At 50.5% G+C, this 20316-nt stretch carries 17 protein-coding genes and 3 pseudogenes; 15 read left to right on the forward strand and 5 right to left on the reverse strand.

Annotation, left to right across the window (positions count from 1 at the left end; all coding sequences use genetic code 11):
• Positions 1–13: 13 nt before the first annotated feature.
• Positions 14–1054, reverse strand: a complete 1041-nt coding sequence (locus tag OGW13_RS15275; RefSeq protein WP_042998147.1) for an aldo/keto reductase — start codon at positions 1052–1054, stop codon at positions 14–16.
• 81 nt (positions 1055–1135) lie between these two features.
• On the opposite strand from OGW13_RS15275, the gene yghX reads away from it, so the two are divergent.
• The 11 genes from yghX to hybG all read left to right on the forward strand — a co-directional run bounded on the left by yghX (position 1136) and on the right by hybG (position 10980).
• Positions 1136–2020 (forward strand): YghX family hydrolase, encoded by an 885-nt coding sequence (gene yghX / locus OGW13_RS15280; protein WP_109739827.1) that lies wholly within the window; start codon positions 1136–1138, stop codon positions 2018–2020.
• A gap of 194 nt (positions 2021–2214) precedes the next feature.
• Positions 2215–3855: a methyl-accepting chemotaxis protein gene (locus OGW13_RS15285; RefSeq protein ID WP_054177124.1), complete on the forward strand. Its 1641-nt coding sequence runs from the start codon at positions 2215–2217 to the stop codon at positions 3853–3855.
• A gap of 84 nt (positions 3856–3939) precedes the next feature.
• Positions 3940–4227 carry a DUF2623 family protein gene (locus tag OGW13_RS15290; protein WP_042998144.1) on the forward strand — a complete coding sequence of 96 codons (288 nt, stop codon included), beginning with the start codon at positions 3940–3942 and terminating at the stop codon, positions 4225–4227.
• A gap of 189 nt (positions 4228–4416) precedes the next feature.
• Complete coding sequence (gene hybO, locus OGW13_RS15295; protein ID WP_042998143.1) at positions 4417–5535, forward strand: hydrogenase 2 small subunit; 1119 nt, start codon at positions 4417–4419, stop codon at positions 5533–5535.
• A gap of 2 nt (positions 5536–5537) precedes the next feature.
• The gene (gene hybA / locus OGW13_RS15300) at positions 5538–6524 is read left to right on the forward strand and encodes a hydrogenase 2 operon protein HybA (RefSeq protein ID WP_042998142.1); all 987 of its coding nucleotides are present in this window, start codon (positions 5538–5540) and stop codon (positions 6522–6524) included.
• On the forward strand, positions 6514–7692 hold the full coding sequence (hybB, locus tag OGW13_RS15305) for a Ni/Fe-hydrogenase cytochrome b subunit (RefSeq protein WP_042998141.1): 1179 nt from the start codon (positions 6514–6516) through the stop codon (positions 7690–7692). Before hybA ends, hybB begins: the two co-directional genes overlap by 11 nt.
• The gene (gene hybC, locus OGW13_RS15310; protein ID WP_042998140.1) at positions 7689–9392 is read left to right on the forward strand and encodes a hydrogenase 2 large subunit; all 1704 of its coding nucleotides are present in this window, start codon (positions 7689–7691) and stop codon (positions 9390–9392) included. Before hybB ends, hybC begins: the two co-directional genes overlap by 4 nt.
• Positions 9392–9886 (forward strand): HyaD/HybD family hydrogenase maturation endopeptidase, encoded by a 495-nt coding sequence (locus tag OGW13_RS15315; protein WP_042998139.1) that lies wholly within the window; start codon positions 9392–9394, stop codon positions 9884–9886. Before hybC ends, OGW13_RS15315 begins: the two co-directional genes overlap by 1 nt.
• A complete protein-coding gene (gene hybE, locus OGW13_RS15320; protein ID WP_044255712.1) occupies positions 9879–10367 on the forward strand; it encodes a hydrogenase-2 assembly chaperone in 489 nt (162 codons plus the stop codon). The genes OGW13_RS15315 and hybE overlap by 8 nt, the downstream gene beginning before the upstream one ends.
• On the forward strand, positions 10360–10701 hold the full coding sequence (hypA, locus tag OGW13_RS15325) for a hydrogenase maturation nickel metallochaperone HypA (RefSeq protein WP_042324177.1): 342 nt from the start codon (positions 10360–10362) through the stop codon (positions 10699–10701). Before hybE ends, hypA begins: the two co-directional genes overlap by 8 nt.
• A 30-nt stretch (positions 10702–10731) precedes the next feature.
• Positions 10732–10980, forward strand: coding sequence for a hydrogenase maturation factor HybG (gene hybG / locus OGW13_RS15330; RefSeq protein WP_042998137.1), 249 nt, complete (start codon positions 10732–10734; stop codon positions 10978–10980).
• A 50-nt stretch (positions 10981–11030) separates the two neighbouring features.
• Here hybG and yghU read toward each other — a convergent pair whose 3' ends face one another.
• Positions 11031–11897: a glutathione-dependent disulfide-bond oxidoreductase gene (yghU, locus tag OGW13_RS15335; RefSeq protein WP_287116257.1), complete on the reverse strand. Its 867-nt coding sequence runs from the start codon at positions 11895–11897 to the stop codon at positions 11031–11033.
• Between the two features lie 195 nt (positions 11898–12092).
• Between yghU and gss the strand changes: the two genes are divergently transcribed.
• Complete coding sequence (gene gss / locus OGW13_RS15340) at positions 12093–13952, forward strand: bifunctional glutathionylspermidine amidase/synthase (protein ID WP_044255709.1); 1860 nt, start codon at positions 12093–12095, stop codon at positions 13950–13952.
• 563 nt (positions 13953–14515) lie between these two features.
• Here gss and OGW13_RS15345 read toward each other — a convergent pair.
• Positions 14516–15035 (reverse strand): annotated as a pseudogene (locus OGW13_RS15345) (replication initiation protein); the annotation flags it as partial.
• Positions 15036–15385: 350 nt separating this feature from the next.
• Here OGW13_RS15345 and OGW13_RS15350 point away from each other — a divergent pair.
• Positions 15386–15925, forward strand: a complete 540-nt coding sequence (locus OGW13_RS15350; protein ID WP_287116258.1) for a hypothetical protein — start codon at positions 15386–15388, stop codon at positions 15923–15925.
• Positions 15926–16094: 169 nt separating this feature from the next.
• A pseudogene (locus OGW13_RS15355) lies at positions 16095–17205 on the forward strand (IS3 family transposase).
• A gap of 173 nt (positions 17206–17378) precedes the next feature.
• Here OGW13_RS15355 and OGW13_RS15360 read toward each other — a convergent pair.
• Together OGW13_RS15360 and OGW13_RS15365 are read right to left on the reverse strand one after the other, a co-directional pair.
• Positions 17379–17707 (reverse strand): annotated as a pseudogene (locus tag OGW13_RS15360) (Arm DNA-binding domain-containing protein); the annotation flags it as partial.
• A gap of 502 nt (positions 17708–18209) precedes the next feature.
• Complete coding sequence (locus tag OGW13_RS15365; RefSeq protein WP_287116259.1) at positions 18210–18914, reverse strand: hypothetical protein; 705 nt, start codon at positions 18912–18914, stop codon at positions 18210–18212.
• A gap of 318 nt (positions 18915–19232) precedes the next feature.
• Between OGW13_RS15365 and OGW13_RS15370 the strand changes: the two genes are divergently transcribed.
• Positions 19233–20316 (forward strand): IS3 family transposase gene (locus OGW13_RS15370; RefSeq protein WP_287115741.1). Its coding sequence is split into 2 segments (ribosomal slippage), with 1085 coding nucleotides annotated over them: positions 19233–19470 and positions 19470–20316; the frame shifts between segments, so codons are not numbered across the junction. This gene is flagged as partial in the annotation.

Here is a 20316-nt window from a genome sequence, read left to right on the forward strand (position 1 = left end):
CCGGCGCTGAACGTTACTTATCGGACGATGCCTGCCAGAGGTTCAGTTGGCCGTCAGCGACATGCTTATCAATCTGCGTCAATTCTTCTGTGGTGAACGACAAATTTTTCAACGCCTGAACGTTTTCTTCCAGTTGCTCCGGGCGGCTTGCGCCAATCAGCACAGAAGTGACGCGATCGTCTTTCAGCAGCCAGCTAAGCGCCATTTGCGCCATTGACTGACCGCGCTGTTGCGCCATCTTATTAAGCAGACGCAGACTGCTGAGGTTAGCTTCCGTCAGCATATTCTCAGTCAGACCGCGCACTTTCTTCCCTTCGCGCTGCATACGTGAACCGTCCGGAATGCCGTTCAAATACTTCCCGGTGAGCAATCCCTGCGCCAGTGGCGTAAAGGCGATGCAGCCCACGCCATTGGCTTTCAGCGTATCCAGCAAACCGCTTTTATCCACCCAGCGGTTCAGCAGGTTATAAGAGGGCTGATGGATCAGCAGCGGGATCTTCCATTCGCGCAAAAGCTCAGCCATTTTTTGTGTCCGCTCCGGCGAGTATGACGAAATACCAACATACAGCGCTTTCCCACTTTGCACAGCGTGTGCCAGCGCAGACGCCGTCTCTTCCATCGGCGTGTTTTCGTCCACGCGATGAGAATAGAAAATATCGACGTAATCCAGGCCCATCCGTTTCAGGCTCTGATCGAGACTGGCGAGCAGGTATTTACGCGAGCCGCCGGAACCATAAGGACCTGGCCACATGTCGTAACCGGCTTTGGTCGAAATAATCAGTTCATCACGATACTGGGCAAAGTCTTCGCGCAGCAGACGCCCGAAATTTTCTTCGGCGCTGCCCGGAGGCGGCCCATAGTTATTGGCTAAATCAAAGTGAGTAATGCCTAAATCAAAGGCTTTTCGCAACAGTGCGCGCTGCGAGTCGAGGGCTTGTACGTGACCGAAGTTGTGCCACAGACCGAGCGATAGCGCAGGCAGTTGGAGGCCGCTGTTACCGCAGTAGCGGTACTGCATATTCTCATAGCGGTCAGGGGAGGCGTTCCAGGACATGATGTCTCCTTTCTTGTGATGAATTTTCGAAACAGCGTTTTCATTCTATGCTTATAGAATCACAAATCCCGGAGATATGCGATGACGCGTCTGACAGCCAAAGATTTTCCGCAAGAATTACTCGATTATTATGACTACTACGCCCACGGGAAAATCTCAAAACGGGAGTTCCTCAATCTTGCGGCAAAGTACGCCGTTGGCGGGGTGACGGCGCTGGCGCTCTTCAATATGCTCAAGCCCAACTACGCGCTGGCGGAACAGGTGAAATTTACCGATCCCGATATATTGCCTGAATATATTCATTATCCGTCACCAAACGGTCATGGCAGCGTGCGCGGCTATCTGGTGAAGCCGGTCAACACAACGGGCAAGGTATCAGTCGTGGTGGTGGTACATGAGAACCGGGGGCTGAATCCTTATATTGAAGATGTTGCAAGGCGGGTAGCAAAAGCGGGCTACATTGCGCTGGCACCCGACGGTTTAAGCTCGGTAGGTGGCTATCCAGGAAACGATGAAGAAGGGAAGGTCTTGCAGCAGAAAGTGGATCCGACAAAGCTGATGAATGACTTTTTCGCTGCCGTCGAGTTTATGAAGCAACACCCGGACGCCAGCGGGAAAGTGGGGATCACCGGATTTTGTTACGGCGGTGGCGTCTCAAATGCCGCTGCCGTGGCCTATCCTGAACTGGCGTGTGCGGTGCCGTTTTATGGTCGCCAGCCTGCCGCTGCGGATGTGCCGAAGATAAAAGCGCCGATCCTGCTGCACTACGCGGCGCTGGATAAAAATATCAATGAAGGCTGGCCCGCCTATGAAGCCGCGCTGAAGGCCAACAATAAGGTCTATGAAGCCTGGATCTATCCCGGTGTAAACCACGGATTTCATAATGATTCCACACCGCGATATGACGAGGCTGCCGCCGAATTAGCATGGAAACGAACGTTGGGATGGTTTGATAAATATTTATGATAAAAAAAAGGAAAATAAACGATTGATTAATACTGATGGCATTTTTCATTATCTTTTATATGTATACAGCGACCAGGGATATTGTTTGCGAGAGTAAAAAAACTAAAAGTAAGTATATATTCTTCACTCTTTGCCGATAACGAAGGTGAGTCTCGCCAGATGGCGAATCCCTTTAATATGGCAAGGATATATCTATGCGACTTTTGCAAAACTTCACCATTCGTCTTGTCATGCTGACAATACTGGGCGTCTTTTGTCTTCTCTGGTCAGGAGTGGGATTATATAGCGTTCACGCGCTGTCAAAAGTGTCAGAAGGCAACGAAGTCGATCGCCATCTTGTTCGCCAGATGACGGTGCTCAGCCAGGGCAACGATCAATATTTCCGCTTTGTTACCCGCCTCAGTCGTGCGATGGAGTTGAAAGCCAGCGGCGGCACGCCGGATTTCGCTCCCGTGCAGCAGGCGCTGGATAACATGAGCAAAAAGTTGCATGAAATGAAAACGCTCTCGCCAGGGCCGATGGATCCTGAGGTTGCCGCTGCGGTGCTGGCGAGCTGGCAGGATCTGCTCGATAAAGGCGTCACGCCGCAAATGCAACTGGCGCAGCAGGGCACGCAGAGTGCATGGAGTGAGCAGGCGAATAATGTGACGCCTGCGTTGAGCCGGGCGTTTGGTGCCAGTGCAGAACGCTTTAATAAGGCCGCAGGTGTGATGCTCGATCAAACCCGCGTCATGGTAGATGGCAAAACGTCGATCATCCGTACCCTAATCATTGGCGCGGTGATCCTGGGCATTGCAATTCTCTTCTTCACCGATCGCTATCTGGTGACCATGCTGGTGAAACCGCTGGCGCGGATCCGCCAACAGTTTCGCCAGATTGCTCAGGGCGATCTCAGTCAGCCGATTGACGATATTGGCCGCAACTGCGTCGGCCAATTAGTGCCTTTATTACGGGCGATGCAGGACAGTCTGCGCGACGCCGTGAATACTATCCGTTCTGGCAGCGATAATATCTGGCGCGGCGCCACTGAAATCTCCAGCGGCAACAACGATCTTTCATCGCGAACGGAAGAGCAGGCTGCGGCGCTGGAAGAGACGGCTGCCAGCATGGAGCAGCTCACCGCAACGGTGAAACTGAATGCGGATAACGCCCGTCAGGCAAGTCTTCTGGCTGATGCGGCATCACGCACGGCAGGAAAAGGCGGTTCGCTGGTGTCCGAAGTGGTCGAGACCATGGACGGAATTTCCGCCAGCTCGAAGCAGATTGCGGAAATTACGACCGTCATCAATAGCATTGCCTTCCAGACCAACATTCTTGCATTGAACGCTGCGGTCGAAGCGGCGCGTGCGGGTGAGCAAGGGCGTGGATTTGCCGTCGTCGCAGGTGAAGTGCGTAATCTGGCAAGCCGCAGTGCAAACGCGGCAAAAGAGATTGAAACACTGATTGCCGAATCCGTGCGCCGCGTCGACCACGGCGCGACGCTGGTGAAGGATACCGGCTCAACGATGGAGGCGCTCCTGCGTGGCGTGACGGAAGTGAACACCATCATGAAACAAATTGCCTCGGCGTCTGAAGAACAGAGCAAAGGGATTTCGCAGGTGGGCGTTGCGATTACTCAGATGGATGGCGTTACGCAGCAAAACGCCGCGCTGGTGGAGCAGGTTTCCGCCGCGGCTGCGGCGCTGGAGAGACAAACGGAAGATTTACAACGTTCTGTGCAACAGTTCCGGTTATCGCAAAATGACGCCCCCAGTCTCCCCGGAAAAGGTGCCGCTCCCGCCGGGCAGCGACGCCCGACTCCCACAGCGGCAGGCGATGAATGGGTGGCATTCTAAGGCCCAGTAAAAAGTCGCTGAACCCTCTGGCCTTTGCTTAAAATATCGCTATATAATTTATTGTATAGCGATTGAGGAGAGGTCATGAATAATCATTTTGGCAAGGGTCTGATGGCCGGATTAAACGCCACGCAGGCTGACAGCGCCCGAAACGTAGCGAAATTTTGTTCGGATTATAAACGTGGCTTCGTACTAGGATTCTCGCATCGCATGTTTGAAAAAACCGGCGACAGGCAACTCAGCGCCTGGGAAGCGGGGATCCTGACGCGTCGCTATGGGTTAGATAAAGAAATGGTGATGGATTTCTTTCGGGAAAATCAGTCCAGCATCACGATTCGTTTTTTTATGGCCGGCTATCGACTCGAAGGTTGATCCAAAGGGGGTATTATCTTGCTTTAATTAATTACACTACCGGCTATTCCCTTCGTTTTAGTATCCCCTCGCAGTATCATAGACTACATAACCATAACAAAAGTGTGGTAAATGGCGCACCGATCGCAGTTACGGTTTTGCGATTGATGCAAAATAAGAGCCAGGTCTTCGTAACGGAATAACTATAAAATGACTGGAGATAACACTCTCATCAATTCCCATGGCGTCAACCGCCGTGATTTCATGAAGCTTTGTGCAGCACTCGCCGCCACAATGGGGCTCAGCAGCAAAGCCGCCGCCGAAATGGCTGAGTCGGTATCCCGTCCGCAGCGCCCGCCGGTTGTCTGGATTGGTGCTCAGGAATGCACGGGCTGTACCGAATCCCTGCTTCGCGCGACCCACCCTACGGTAGAAAACCTTGTCCTGGAGACCATCTCTCTGGAATACCATGAGGTGCTTTCCGCCGCCTTCGGCCACCAGGTTGAAGAGAACAAACACAATGCGCTCGAGAAATACAAAGGGCAGTATGTGTTGGTCGTTGATGGTTCCATCCCGCTAAAAGATAACGGTATTTACTGCATGGTTGCCGGTGAGCCCATTGTGGATCATATCCGCAAAGCGGCAGAAGGCGCGGCGGCAATTATCGCTATCGGTTCCTGCGCTGCATGGGGCGGCGTCGCCGCTGCTGGCGTGAACCCGACCGGTGCGGTTGGCCTGCAGGAAGTTCTGCCGGGTAAAACCATCATCAACATTCCGGGCTGTCCGCCGAACCCGCATAACTTCCTGGCGACCGTCGCCCATATCATCACCTGGGGCAAGCCACCGAAGCTGGATGCGAAAAACCGTCCGACCTTCGCTTATGGCCGCCTGATTCACGAGCACTGCGAACGTCGTCCGCACTTCGATGCGGGTCGCTTTGCGAAAGAGTTCGGCGATGAAGGTCACCGCGAAGGCTGGTGCCTCTACCACCTCGGCTGTAAAGGGCCTGAGACCTGGGGCAACTGCTCCACACTGCAATTCTGCGACGTTGGCGGCGTCTGGCCGGTGGCGATTGGTCACCCATGCTACGGCTGCAACGAAGAAGGCGTTGGTTTCCATAAGGGCATTCACCAACTTGCTCACGTGGAAAATCAGACACCTCGTTCCGAAAAACCTGATGTGAACATGAAAGAGGGCGGCAACATTTCTGCCGGCGCTATTGGGTTGCTTGGCGGCGTTGTCGGTCTGGTAGCCGGCGTCAGCGTGATGGCGGTACGTGAACTGGGGCGTCAGCAAAAGAAAGATAACGCTGACTCACGGGGAGAATAACCGTGAACAGACGTAACTTTATCAAAGCAGCCTCCGGCGGGGCGTTGCTGTTAGGCGCTGCGCCGTCTATCAGCCACGCGGCTGCAGAAAATCGCCCGCCCATCCCCGGTTCTCTGGGTATGTTGTATGACTCGACGCTGTGCGTGGGCTGTCAGGCCTGTGTGACCAAGTGTCAGGATATCAACTTCCCGGCGCGTAACCCGGAAGGGGAGCAGACCTGGTCGAACAACGACAAACTGTCGCCGTACACCAATAACATCATTCAGGTGTGGCGTAGCGGTACAGGCGTGAATAAAGATCAGGAAGAGAACGGCTATGCATACATCAAGAAACAGTGTATGCACTGCGTCGATCCCAACTGCGTTTCCGTCTGCCCGGTTTCCGCACTGAAAAAAGATCCGAAAACCGGCATCGTTCATTACAACAAAGACGTTTGTACCGGCTGCCGTTACTGCATGGTTGCCTGTCCGTACAACGTGCCGAAGTATGACTACAACAACCCGTTTGGTGCGCTTCACAAATGTGAATTGTGTAACCAGAAAGGCGTTGAGCGTCTCGATAAGGGCGGCTTGCCGGGCTGTGTTGAGGTTTGTCCTGCCGGTGCGGTCATTTTTGGTACCCGTGAAGAGTTGATGGCCGAGGCGCAAAAGCGTCTGGCGCTGAAGCCTGGCAGCGAATACCACTATCCGCGTCAAACCCTGAAAACGGGCGATACCTACGTGCATACTGTGCCGAAGTACTATCCACATCTTTACGGTGAAAAAGAGGGCGGTGGGACTCAGGTGCTGGTACTGACCGGGGTGCCTTACGAGAATCTGGATCTGCCGAAGCTGGATGAGATTTCAACCGGCGCGCGTTCCGAACATGTTCAACACACCCTGTATAAAGGCATGATGCTACCACTGGCCGTGCTGGCGGGCTTGACCGTGCTGGTTCGTCGTAATACCAAAAACGACCATCACGACGGAGGAGACGATCATGAGTCATGATCCTAAACCGCTGGGCGGCAAAATTATCAGCAAACCGGTCATCATCTTCGGGCCGTTAATCATCCTCTGTATGCTCCTGATCGTGAAGCGTCTGGTATTTGGATTGGGGTCTGTCTCCGATCTGAACGGCGGTTTCCCATGGGGCGTCTGGATTGCCTTTGACCTGTTAATCGGCACCGGCTTTGCCTGTGGCGGTTGGGCGCTGGCATGGGCGGTGTATGTCTTCAACCGGGGACAATACCATCCGCTGGTGCGTCCGGCGCTGCTGGCGAGTCTGTTTGGTTATTCTCTGGGTGGCTTGTCGATTACCATTGATGTGGGTCGTTACTGGAACCTGCCGTACTTCTACATTCCGGGTCACTTCAACGTGAACTCGGTTCTGTTCGAGACGGCGGTCTGTATGACCATCTACATTGGGGTGATGGCGCTGGAATTTGCCCCTGCGTTGTTTGAACGTCTGGGCTGGAAGGTGTCGCTGAAACGCCTGAATAAGCTGATGTTCTTCATCATCGCTCTCGGAGCGCTGTTGCCGACCATGCACCAGTCCTCAATGGGCTCTCTGATGATCTCGGCAGGCTACAAGGTGCATCCGCTGTGGCAAAGCTATGAAATGCTGCCGCTGTTCTCGGTATTGACCGCCTTTATTATGGGCTTCTCGATCGTCATCTTCGAAGGCTCTCTGGTTCAGGCTGGCCTGAGAGGAAAAGGCCCGGATGAGAAGAACCTGTTCATCAAGTTGACGAACACCATCAGCGTGATGTTGGCGATTTTTGTCGTGCTGCGCTTTGGTGAGCTGGTTTACCGGGGCAAGCTGTCGTATGCCTTTGCAGGCGATTTCTACTCAGCAATGTTCTGGCTTGAAGTCGTGCTGATGGTCTTCCCGCTGGTCGTCCTGCGCGTTGCTAAATGGCGTAATGATTCACGCATGTTGTACCTGTCTGCGCTCAGCGCGCTGCTGGGTTGTGCGACATGGCGTCTGTCCTATTCGCTGGTGGCATTTAATCCAGGCGGCGGTTACCACTACTTCCCAACCTGGGAAGAACTGTTGATTTCTATTGGTTTTGTGGCTATTGAGATTTGCGCTTACATCGTACTCATTCGTCTACTGCCGATACTTCCTCCTTTAAAACAAAACGATCACAATCGTCATGAGGCGAGCAAAGCATGAGCCAGAGAATTACTATTGATCCCGTAACCCGTATTGAGGGGCACTTACGTATCGATTGCGAAATCGAAAACGGCGTTGTATCAAAAGCATGGGCCTCCGGTACCATGTGGCGCGGCATGGAAGAGATCGTGAAAAATCGCGATCCGCGTGATGCGTGGATGATTGTGCAACGTATTTGCGGTGTTTGTACGACTACGCACGCGATCTCCTCGGTTCGTGCGGCAGAAAGCGCGCTGAACATTGACGTTCCGGTTAACGCACAATACATCCGTAACATCATTCTTTCAGCGCATACCACTCATGACCATATCGTTCACTTCTATCAGCTTTCGGCGCTGGACTGGGTGGATATTACCTCGGCGCTGAAAGCCGATCCGGCAAAAGCGTCAGCGATGCTGAACGGCGTGTCGACCTGGCATCTGAACAGCGCGGAAGAGTTCACGAAAGTTCAGAACAAGATCAAAGACCTGGTCGCCAGCGGCCAGTTGGGGATTTTCGCCAACGGTTACTGGGGACATCCGGCGATGAAACTGCCGCCGGAAGTGAACCTGATTGCGGTAGCTCACTATCTGCAGGCGCTGGAATGCCAGCGTGATGCTAACCGCGTGGTGGCACTGCTGGGCGGTAAAACGCCGCACATCCAGAACCTGGCGGTGGGTGGCGTTGCCAACCCGATCAACCTCGACGGTCTGGGCGTACTGAACCTGGAACGCCTGATGTACATCAAGTCCTTCATCGACAAGCTGAGCGACTTTGTTGAACAGGTGTACAAGGTCGATACTGCGGTTATCGCCGCGTTCTATCCAGAATGGCTGGAGCGCGGTAAGGGGGCGGTTAACTATCTGGCTGCACCGGAATTCCCGACCGACGGTAAAAACGGCAGCTTCCTGTTCCCTGGCGGTTATATTGAGAATGCCGATCTGGCGAGCTATCGTCCGATCTCCTCTCACTCCGACGAGTACCTGATCAAAGGGATCCAGGAGAGCGCCAAACATGCCTGGTATAAAGACGAAGCTCCGCAGGCACCGTGGGAAGGGACGACCATTCCGGAATATAACGGCTGGTCGGATGATGGCAAATATTCATGGGTGAAATCTCCGACCTTCTACGGTAAAACCGTCGAAGTGGGGCCGCTGGCGAATATGCTGGTTAAACTGGCGTCCGGACGTGAGGCCACGAAAGCGAAACTGAATGAAATCATCGCGATTTATCAGAAGCTGACGGGCAAAACGCTGGAAGTGGCGCAGTTGCACTCTACGCTGGGGCGTATTATTGGTCGTACCGTTCACTGCTGTGAACTACAGGGTATCCTGCAGAATCAGTACAGCGCGCTGATTGCTAATATCGGCAAAGGTGACCACACCACGTTCGTGAAACCGAATATTCCGGCGACAGGCGAATTTAAAGGTGTGGGTTTCCTTGAAGCACCGCGCGGGATGCTTTCTCACTGGATGGTGATTAAAGACGGTATCATCAGTAACTATCAGGCGGTTGTACCGTCAACCTGGAACTCCGGCCCGCGTAACTTCAACGATGACGTCGGTCCGTACGAACAGTCGCTGGTAGGTACGCCGATTGCCGATCCGGAAAAACCGCTTGAAGTAGTACGTACTATTCACTCCTTCGATCCTTGTATGGCGTGTGCGGTACACGTTGTTGACGCTGACGGGAACGAAGTTGTCTCTGTGAAGGTTCTGTAATGCGGATTTTAGTCTTAGGGGTCGGCAATATTTTGCTGACCGATGAAGCCATCGGCGTTCGTATCGTTGAAGCCTTAGAGCAGCGATATGAATTGCCGGATTTCGTTGAAATCCTCGATGGCGGTACGGCGGGTATGGAGTTGCTCGGCGACATGGCGAACCGGGATCATCTGATCATCGCGGACGCCATTGTCTCGAGAAAAAACACCCCGGGTACGATCATGGTCTTGCGGGATGATGAAGTGCCGGCGCTGTTTACCAACAAAATCTCCCCGCATCAATTGGGCCTGGCCGACGTTCTGTCGGCCCTTCGCTTTACCGGCGAGTTTCCGAAAAAACTGACGCTAATTGGCGTCATTCCGGAATCGCTGGAGCCGAACATTGGTTTAACGCCAACGGTTGAAGCGATGATTGAACCTGCGCTTGCGCAGGTTCTGGCTGCGCTGCGTGAGTCGGGCGTTGAAGCGATCCCTCGGGAGGCGACGCATGTCTGAGGAGATTTCCGGGTTCCAGACTGCTCCGAAAGCACAGGTTCAGGCTGCGTTTGAAGCGATTGCACAGCGTTCAATGCACGATCTGTCCTTTCTGCATCCTGATATGCCAGTGTATGTCTCTGACTTTACATTGTTTGAAGGGCAGTGGACGGGATGTGTGATTACGCCGTGGATGCTGAGCGCGCTGATTTTCCCCGGACCAGACCAGCTCTGGCCAGTGCGTAAAGTCAGTGAAAAGCTTGGGTTGCGTCTGCCGTATGGCACGATGACATTCACGGTGGGCGAACTGGATGGTGTATCGCAATACCTCTCCTGCTCGCTGATGTCACCGCTCAATCACAGTATGTCGTCTGAAGAGGGCGTACGTCTGGCTGATGACTGCGCGCGAATGTTGTTGTCGCTGCCGGTCAGCGATCCGGATGCGCCGCAGACAAGCCGTCGCGCGCTGCTGTTCGGGCGTCGGGGTTTGCATAATGCATGAGCTGTCTCTTTGCCAGAGTGCGGTTGAAATCATTCAACAGCAGGCTGAACAGCATGGCGTAAAGCGCGTCACCGGCGTGTGGCTGGAGATTGGCGCGCTGTCCTGTGTTGAAGAGAGCGCGGTACGTTTTAGTTTTGATATTGTCTGCCAGGGGACGGTGGCGCAAGGCTGTGAATTGCACATCGATTACAAACCGGCGCAGGCATGGTGCTGGGATTGCAGTCAGGCGGTTGAAATCACCCAACACGATGCGCAATGTCCGCGTTGTCATGGCGACCGACTGCGTGTTGATACCGGCGATTCGCTGAAAGTGAAAAGTATTGAAGTTGAATAACCCATGATGTGACATGGGGCGGAGTCAGACATGTGTATAGGCGTTCCAGGCCAGGTTCTGGCCGTCGGTGAAGATATTCACCAGCTTGCGCAGGTGGAAGTGTGCGGCATCAAGCGTGATGTGAATATTGCGCTGATTTGTGAAGGCAGTCCTGCGGAACTGGTCGGGCAGTGGGTGTTAGTGCATGTGGGGTTTGCGATGAGCATCATCGATGAAGAAGAAGCCAAAGCCACGCTGGATGCACTACGCCGTATGGAGTACGACGTCACCAGCGCATGAGAGTGAATGCCGGATAGGTTCTGTCCGGCATTGTCCGGCATTTTTTAGCGTTAATTCTGGCGCTTATCTTCGGTATTGGTCTCGAAATCGCTGGCATCATGACGTTCATGAAGCTGCTCATTCAACGGTCCGTTGGTCCGGTTCACGATTCGCCCGCGTTTAACTGCCGGACGTTCCGCTATCTCTTTTGCCCAACGCTGCACATTTTTATAGTTGCCCGCATCAAGGAATTCTGCCGCATCGTACACATTGCCCAGCACCACGTTGCCAAACCACGGCCAGATAGCCATATCGGCAATGGTGTACTCATCGCCTGCCACGTAAGCGTTATTCGCCAGCTGTTTATCCAGCACGTCCAGCAGGCGTTTGGCTTCCATCGTAAAGCGGTTGATCGCGTACTCAATCTTCACCGGCGCGTAGTGGTAGAAATGACCGAAACCACCGCCGAAGAAGGGCGCTGCACCCTGCAGCCAGAACAGCCAGTTCAATGTCTCTGTACGTTTTGCTAAATCCTGTGGCAGGAAATAACCATATTTTTCTGCCAGATATAGCAGGATCGAGCCCGACTCAAACACACGCACCGGTGGATTTTGCGAATGATCGCGCAATGCCGGGATCTTCGAGTTGGGATTCACCTCCACAAAGCCGCTGGAGAACTGATCCCCTTCGCCAATGCGAATCAGCCAGGCATCATATTCCGCACCGCTCACTCCCTGCGCGAGCAGCTCTTCCAGCATAATCGTCACTTTCTGACCGTTCGGCGTACCCAGTGAATAGAGCTGAAGCGGATGTTTACCGACCGGCAGCGTTTTGTCGTGCGTCGGACCGGAGACAGGACGGTTGATGTTGGCGAACGCACCGCCATTGGATTTTTCCCACGTCCAGACTTTCGCGGGCTGATAAGTGTTATCTGACATGTTGACCTGCCTTCTGAGTGGTTGTGTTGAAGCAGTGTAGCAGGTCGCCATCCGTACCTTTAACAGATCGGCACATTTACACCTGTCTATTTTTCGTTGTTGCGCACGCACCCGCTGCGTTGAGGTGTATGATGGTCGGCGGTGTAGGGCAGGCAAGCAGAAGCTGCCCAGCTGTATAGTTTTGAGGTAAGGTGCATGAGCAAAGGAACGACCAGTCAGGATGCCCCGTTCGGGACATTATTGGGCTATGCCCCCGGTGGTGTAGCGATCTACTCTTCAGATTACAGCTCCCTCGACCCGCGGGACTATGACGATGACGCCGCGTTTCGCAGCTATATCGACAACGAATACATGGGCCACAAATGGCAGTGCGTCGAATTCGCGCGTCGTTTCCTCTTCCTGAATTATGGTGCGGTGTTCACCGATGTCGGCATGGCGTGGGAGATTTTCTCGTTGCGTTTCCTGCGCGAAGTGGTGAACGACAACATTCTGCCGCTACAGGCGTTTCCTAACGGGTCGCCTCGCGCACCGGTCGCCGGGGCGCTGCTGATCTGGCAGAAAGGCGGAGAATTTAAAGACACCGGCCATGTCGCGATTATCACTCAATTGCTGGATAACAAAATCCGCATTGCCGAGCAGAACGTCATTCACACGCCGCTTCCTCCCGGACAGCAGTGGACGCGTGAGCTGGAGATGGTGGTGGAAAATGGCTGCTATACCCTGAAAGACACCTTTGACGACACTACTATTCTGGGCTGGATGATCCAGACCGACGATACCCGGCACAGCCTGCCACAGCCGGAGATCGCCAATGATTCGCTGAAGATTGGCGCGGCAAGACTGGAAGAAAACGGCCAGTTTGACGGTAAATGGCTGGATGAACAGGATCCGCTGCAAAAAGCCTATGTGACAGCGAACGGTCACGTGATCAATCAGGATCCGTATCAGTATTTCACGATGACCGAGAGTGCCGAACAGGAGTTGATCAAAGCGACCAACGAGTTGCATCTGATGTATCTGCACGCTACAGACAAGGTGCTGAAAGACGACAATCTGCTGGCGCTGTTCGACATTCCCAAAATCCTCTGGCCGCGTTTGCGCCTCTCCTGGCAGCGCCGTCGCCACCATATGATCACCGGTCGTATGGATTTCTGCATGGATGAGCGCGGGCTGAAGGTGTACGAATACAACGCCGATTCCGCGTCGTGCCATACCGAAGCGGGGCTGATCCTCGAACGCTGGGCGGAGCAGGGCTATACCGGTAAAGGACATAACCCGGCGGAAGGCCTGATCAATGAGCTGGCGGGGGCCTGGAAACACAGCCACGCACGTCCATTCGTGCACATCATGCAGGATAAGGATATTGAGGAGAACTATCATGCCCAGTTTATGCAGCAGGCGCTGCATCAGGCCGGGTTTGAAAGTAAGATCCTGCGTGGGCTGGATGAACTGCGCTGGGACGATGCCGGACAACTCATTGACGGTGACGGACGCCTGGTGAACTGCGTCTGGAAAACCTGGGCATGGGAAACGGCGATTGAGCAGGTGCGTGAAGTCAGCGAAACCGAGTATGCCGCCGTGCCGATTCGTACCGGACATACCCATCAGGATGTGCGGTTGATCGATGTGCTACTGCGCCCGGAAGTGCTGGTCTTTGAGCCGCTGTGGACGGTGATCCCGGGTAACAAAGCGATCCTGCCGATCCTGTGGCAACTTTTCCCGCACCACCGCTATCTGCTGGATACCGATTTTGTCGTCAATGATGAACTGGCACAAACCGGTTATGCGGTGAAACCGATTGCGGGTCGCTGTGGCAGCAATATCGACCTGGTCAGCCATCAGGAAGAACTGCTGGACAAAACCAGCGGGAAATTTGCTGCACAGAAGAACATTTATCAGCAGCTTTGGTGTCTGCCAAACGTTGCCGGTAAGTATATTCAGGTGTGCACTTTTACCGTTGGCGGCAACTACGGCGGCACCTGCCTGCGTGGCGACGAATCGCTGGTTATTAAGAAAGAGAGCGACATTGAACCGTTGATTGTGGTGAAGGGATGAGCTCTCAGCAGGATACGGTTATAGCCGGGCATGTTTCTAAAGCCGAAAGCTGACCGATGCAGTCGATGTGTAAAAATCCGTAATCTCCCAGGGATTACGGATTTTTTTGCTTCTCAACCTGGTTCTCAGTACTGTCGATTTGCGGTTGTTGTGGCACACTAATTTTGTCATCTGAATAATACTTTCCTAACCTTTGGTTTTTCAAAAACCATAATCTGCTCTCTTTATTATCCAGAAGGTATTTGGTCATAGACGATGTTTAGTTATTAAGTTGGGTAGTGGAATTGTAATGACGCAGTAGGCTGTTTAATGTGAAAGAGAATGCTTAACGCACTCTTCTAAATACCACAGTATCCAGACAGATAAAATTTCTTCTCACTGTTTCTTGCCCTGATGGTGATGCTTAATTTGACATCGTTACCTTCTTCTTCCATATTTGATTTTTGTAATGAAGATTGTATCGTCGTAATCGAAATATCATTGTTTTTGAAAGTAGATGTGGTTTTATCTGATTGTGTCCGCTTTAATGTTAACATTTTGCCATTCAGTTTTATACTTGCTTTTTCTGAGAATTTTATCTTAACAGTATCATGAACAAAATCAGCTAAATAGCTTAAGTCATATGCCGTAGTATCTGTCCACGTTGTATGCCATTCTTTAGTATTTAAAGGATTTTTCATTAAAATATCTGCATACGCTCTGTCAGCATCTAATCTTTCTGTAAACCCACATTGAACAATTGATGCCAGCTTTAACGGTTTTATTCTTGTCGAGTCAGTTTTTAGAACTGGACTTTTTTAAGGCATAGAGCAAATGCGCATGACCATTTTTTGTACTCTGTATTATCGTGTCAGGCTTCGGTAAACCTACAAGATCCCAGACGATTGCGCCATTATCATGGTCTATGTCGAAAACAAAACCATTCACAAACCATCTGTTATTAAACCCTATATATATTTTTAATAACGCCCTTTCTTTTAGGTTTCTATATATACCATCATTGAAGTCATCGCAGCATAATGCGTATTTTTGTATTTGACTTTTATAGTTTTCCATATTAAAGATATTATCTTCAAACAACATTTTTACCTTCCTTCAGTGCTCCTTTTTGTAATTGTTTGGCGGCTATCAAAACAGGAGCTTTATTTTTATATTTATGCTCGTTAATAAATCAATAATACATTTAAAGTTTTTGTCAAGTGACTAAAAGCCATATCAGATATTGTGTGTTATTTGGTTGTAAATGTTATTCAGTGAGGCTATCTTTATAGTCTAAAGATACGTTATGGTTATGGTACTAATAAGAAATAAAGTAAAACTAGATCTGTAAAAATTAATATTTATTATCTTGACAAGAAGATGTGTGCATATGTTATATAGTCTCAAAGACACTAAAATTTGTGCAATATGAATACTTCGAGGTTGGCTCACACATGGATAACTTACTCCTTAAAAGATACCGCGAATATGCTCATACCGAGGAAGCCTGTGCAATCCTCTTTGTGAAAAAAAATTTGGCTCAATCAAAAGGATATTGGATAGACATATCTAACTGTCGACGCTATGAGATGTCATTAGACGATCTGCACTTCAAGTTTGTCACGGGTGGGCTATACAAGAGGAAAATTCACCCACAATATCCACCGAAATCTTCATACATCATAAATAGCAGGTTTGATGAGCATAGCTATTACTTGATGGTTCGCGCCTTAACATGGGAAACCGCGCACAAAGACATAGAGCAACAAAAATCTAAGCGCGTAAAGCCATTAAAGTTCGAGATAACAGGAGTCAGTTATGATAAGAACAAAGATAAAAAAGGATATTTCCGAGACGACGCGCCGGAAGAAATCAAGGTACTTGCGGAAAACCTAAATGACAGGACTAATCCACTTTGGGATATAGCTATACAATATATAAATGAACCAGAGTTCGTTTATGAAGTCCGGCAAGTGAGACTCATTGATCGATAAACAAATATTCTCGCGCCATGAAAAAAATAAAAATCTTTCTAACAGGGTGATGGCCCACTACGTGAACCATCATCCATTACAAGTTTATACTGTAAGTATCCCGCATAATCGTGCCATTCACATTTAGAGATCCTCCGGCATAATCAATCTGCCAACAAAGGAGATCGCTATGCGTAAAGCCCGTTTTACTGAGCATCAGATCATTGCCGTCATTAAATCGGTTGAAGCCGGACGAACTGTTAAGGATGTCTGCCGGGAGGCCGGTATATCTGAAGCCACCTACTACAACTGGAAGTCCAGATACGGCGGCATGGAGGCTTCTGATATTAAAAAGATCAAGGATCTTGAGGACGAGAATCGGCGTCTCAAACAGATGTTTGCCGACCTGAGCCTTGAGAACCGGGCGCTGAAAGATGTTATCGAAAAAAAGCTTTAAAGCCAGCCTTTAAGCGTGAGCTGGTCACTCATCTGATAATGACATCTGGACTCAGTATCCGTCAGGCCTGCCGGAGTCTGAACCTGAGCAGAACGGTTTACCATTACCGTCCGGATACCACGCGTGACGAACCCGTTATTGTCGCGTTGCAGGCAATGGCAGAGCGATACCCACGGTACGGTTTTCCAAAACTTTTCCAGGTTCTGCGGCGGCAGGGATACCCGTGGAATCACAAAAGGATCCATCGTATTTATTGTCTGCTGAAACTGAATTTTCGCCGTAAAGGCAAACAACGGTTGCCAGTACGTAATCCCTCGCCACTGGCCACACCGGAAGCGCTGAACCAGAGCTGGTCTGTCGATTTTATGCATGATGCCCTGGTCTGTGGCTGTCGTTTTCGCACGTTCAATGTCGTTGATGACTTTAACCGTGAGGCGTTGTCGATTGAAATCGATCTGAATCTGCAGCTCTGCGCGTCGTCCGGGTACTCGACAGGATCGCGGCAAATCGCGGCTATCCGGTCATGCTACGCATGGATAATGGTCCGGAATTTATCTCACTTGTACTGGCTGAATGGGCAGAGCAACATGCAGTAAAACTGGAATTTATTCAGCCGGGTAAGCCGACGCAGAATGCTTTTATTGAGCGCTTTAACCGAACATACCGTACAGAAATACTCGATTTTTATCTGTTCAGAACGCTGAATGAAGTGCGGGAAATCACGGAAAGATGGGTGTCAGAATATAACTGTGAACGCCCTCATCAATTACTGAACAATATGACGCCGGAGGAATATCGGCAACACAATCATTTGGCCGGGATCTCAAAAAATGCCTGGAACTAAAACGGGTCTATTTACAGATCAGCATTTAAACTAAGAGTTTTTAAACCGCGATAAAAGAGGCTTTAAGCCTCTTTTATTGTTTTCGGTGAACAGTTAATTTATTTTGGAAAAATCAAACGGCATAATATGATTTTCTTTGTTTGCCAACGCTCACTGACAGACATTTTTTTGTGCCAGTCCCGTGCCACTGCCTCAAACGTAAAATCTCCGCGCTCCTCAGCTTTTACAGCTTTTACAGCTTTTTTTGCTGCAACGGGTCAACTTCAACTCCATTAGCTAACAGAGATTTCATCTCTAAGAGGCTTGTACGAGCTTCTGAGAGCGATACAGAAGGGTAGGTGCCAATTGAGAAGACCTTTTGCTTACCATCGAAGCGATAAGCCGCTTGCCAGTATTTGGAACCGTTGGGATGCACCAGCAGATAAAGCCCCTTACCATCTGATAGCTTGATCTGCTTGTCGGAAGGCTTGGCGCTTTTTACAGCAATATCAGTTAAGCGCATGATAAGCCCCCTTGTGCAAATGTTGGTAAAAATCTCATCGAACTGAAATTTCCAGCATTTTTACCAACAAATAAGGGGCGCTGCCAGTAGATTTTAACGGACAGTAGTAGACAACCAGAAGGGGATAACTTGTTGACTTTATAAAGCAAAACGGACGTCAGTAGACGTCCGTTTCTAAATAAGTGGTGCCCGGACTCGGGAACATTCAGTTACTTACCAATTTGATTTCCATCATAAATTCTTCTGCTATCTATTGTCAAGACCCGGAGGGTGACCCTCATTTCTGCTTGTAAATCAAAATACTGTACCAGAGTGGGGAGGTACGGGTTGGTTCGATCCTTTAGTTCGATTCCTTCAGTAGCATTGTGATGTTGATTGTGCTGCGAATTAAGGATGCAGTATATTTATTTTCTGTATTCATATTTATCAGGGGAAAACCTGTCCAACTTAAACTGAGGAGATACAATCCATGTTGGAAGGCTTTGCTCCTGATTACATAATCTTAATTGTGTAACATCATACGAGCGATCTTCTCTAGCAGAGAGCTTTGACTGACTTCATGGTGGCGTATCAGGTCATAAGTAAACGTGCGCAACAATAATTCTGTAGCAGGTTCTGCCATGACTTTTATGGCAGAACCTTCAAAATCTTTTGCCATCAGATTATACACTAGTACTGCTTTGTCCATGTTTTGATTTGGCTGATTGCTACGAGTACAAAACAAATTTGCGCTATAGCCATTATCTTCAATAAACAGTTGCTGGTACTGATTTGGGCGGTGACCTTTTGGCTTGGGAGTAAGGTAGTAAGGAAGGAATGTCTCATCAGCGGCGCCTCGCTTATTTAACACACCATTATTGAACTCTGCTGCCTGTAGGGAACAGCGATCCGCTGCACCTATTAAGCGTGGAACGCGGCTTGTGTTATAGCGCCACAGGACAACATTACGTTGATGATCGATAAGAAAAAAGTCGTTGTCTCTGACTTGCTCTACACATGCCTGCGTCATACCAGAGACGGCGTGGCGTAGTTCCTGTTCCCGTTCATAAAGCTTAGGCATTTGGATCGTCAGTGTGCCATTTTTAATTTCTATGGGCGTAACAGCAGCATAAAAGGCTTTTTGTCTACGCCGTTTTTCCCACGGACAACGGGTTGCTACTAACGTAAAATAGCCATCAGCTACTTGGAGTCCCGATATCTTACCCACTCCTCGTATTGCTTCTTTGAGCCAAAGTTCGCTGCGGAGCATTGCTAACTTGGACGGTTCTATCTTTTTTAATATTTTCCGAGTAATTCCTGTTTCAGGATCTTTTTGGGAGCGTAGTATTGAATCAACATTACATCCTTGAATGACGCGTTTATAATTTTCATTAAAATCTAATATGAAGTCGACTTTAAGCTTAGAGTAATAATCCAGTTGTTCATATTTACCCTGTTTTGCAAGGTCGAGAGCCTGCCAGGTTGAATCGCCACGGGTTTAACAGACACCTCAGAGTCATTTAAGATGGCTTAAAGAGAGGTGCCCATGAGCGGTAAGCGTTATCCCGAAGAGTTTAAAATTGAAGCAGTCAAACAGGTTGTTGATCGCGGTTATTCTGTTGCCAGCGTTGCAACACGTCTCGATATCACCACCCACAGCCTTTACGCCTGGATAAAGAAGTACGGTCCAGATTCTTCCACTAATAAAGAAGAGTCAGATGCTCAGGCCGAGATCCGCCGTCTCCAGAAAGAGCTGAAGCGGGTTACCGACGAACGGGACATATTAAAAAAAGCCGCGGCGTACTTCGCAAAGCTGTCCGACTGAGGTACGCCTTTATCCGTGACAACACCTGTTGCTGGCCTGTTCGCCTGCTCTGTCGGGTGCTGGATGTTCATCCCAGTGGTTTTTACGCCTGGCTTCAGCAGCCGCATTCACAACGCCATCAGGCAGACCTGAGGCTGACAGGGCAGATTAAACAGTTCTGGCTGGAATCGGGATGCGTCTATGGTTATCGCAAAATCCATTTGGATCTGCGGGACAGCGGGCAACAGTGCGGAGTGAACAGAGTCTGGCGACTGATGAAACGTGTCGGGATAAAGGCTCAGGTCGGATACCGGAGCCCGCGGGCACGTAAAGGCGAGGCCAGTATCGTGTCGCCCAACAGGCTCCAGCGACAGTTCAATCCGGATGCTCCGGATGAGAGTTGGGTAACGGACATAACCTACATCAGGACCCACGAAGGCTGGCTGTATCTTGCCGTGGTTGTTGATCTGTTCTCACGCAAAATTATCGGCTGGTCCATACAATCCCGGATGACAAAGGACATTGTCCTGAACGCACTGCTGATGGCTGTATGGCGGCGTAATCCCCAAAAACAGGTGCTGGTTCATTCGGATCAGGGCAGTCAGTACACAAGCCATGAGTGGCAGTCGTTCCTGAAATCACACGGCCTGGAGGGCAGCATGAGCCGTCGCGGTAACTGCCATGATAATGCGGTTGCAGAAAGCTTTTTCCAGTTGTTGAAACGTGAACGGATAAAGAAAAAAATCTACGGAACGCGGGAAGAAGCCCGCAGCGATATTTTTGATTACATCGAAATGTTTTATAACAGTAAGCGTCGGCATGGTTC

Origin of the sequence: Citrobacter sp. Ca225 (genome assembly GCF_030337175.1) — a bacterium.
GTDB lineage: Bacteria > Pseudomonadota > Gammaproteobacteria > Enterobacterales > Enterobacteriaceae > Citrobacter_A > Citrobacter_A amalonaticus.

Coding starts and splice junctions, on each gene's coding strand:
- OGW13_RS15275 (WP_042998147.1), bottom strand. CDS start 1,054: ATGTCCTGGAACGCCTCCCCTGACCGCTATGAGAATATGCAGTACCGC.
- yghX (WP_109739827.1), top strand. CDS start 1,136: ATGACGCGTCTGACAGCCAAAGATTTTCCGCAAGAATTACTCGATTAT.
- OGW13_RS15285 (WP_054177124.1), top strand. CDS start 2,215: ATGCGACTTTTGCAAAACTTCACCATTCGTCTTGTCATGCTGACAATA.
- OGW13_RS15290 (WP_042998144.1), top strand. CDS start 3,940: ATGAATAATCATTTTGGCAAGGGTCTGATGGCCGGATTAAACGCCACG.
- hybO (WP_042998143.1), top strand. CDS start 4,417: ATGACTGGAGATAACACTCTCATCAATTCCCATGGCGTCAACCGCCGT.
- hybB (WP_042998141.1), top strand. CDS start 6,514: ATGAGTCATGATCCTAAACCGCTGGGCGGCAAAATTATCAGCAAACCG.
- hybC (WP_042998140.1), top strand. CDS start 7,689: ATGAGCCAGAGAATTACTATTGATCCCGTAACCCGTATTGAGGGGCAC.
- OGW13_RS15315 (WP_042998139.1), top strand. CDS start 9,392: ATGCGGATTTTAGTCTTAGGGGTCGGCAATATTTTGCTGACCGATGAA.
- hybE (WP_044255712.1), top strand. CDS start 9,879: ATGTCTGAGGAGATTTCCGGGTTCCAGACTGCTCCGAAAGCACAGGTT.
- hypA (WP_042324177.1), top strand. CDS start 10,360: ATGCATGAGCTGTCTCTTTGCCAGAGTGCGGTTGAAATCATTCAACAG.
- hybG (WP_042998137.1), top strand. CDS start 10,732: ATGTGTATAGGCGTTCCAGGCCAGGTTCTGGCCGTCGGTGAAGATATT.
- yghU (WP_287116257.1), bottom strand. CDS start 11,897: ATGTCAGATAACACTTATCAGCCCGCGAAAGTCTGGACGTGGGAAAAA.
- gss (WP_044255709.1), top strand. CDS start 12,093: ATGAGCAAAGGAACGACCAGTCAGGATGCCCCGTTCGGGACATTATTG.
- OGW13_RS15350 (WP_287116258.1), top strand. CDS start 15,386: ATGGATAACTTACTCCTTAAAAGATACCGCGAATATGCTCATACCGAG.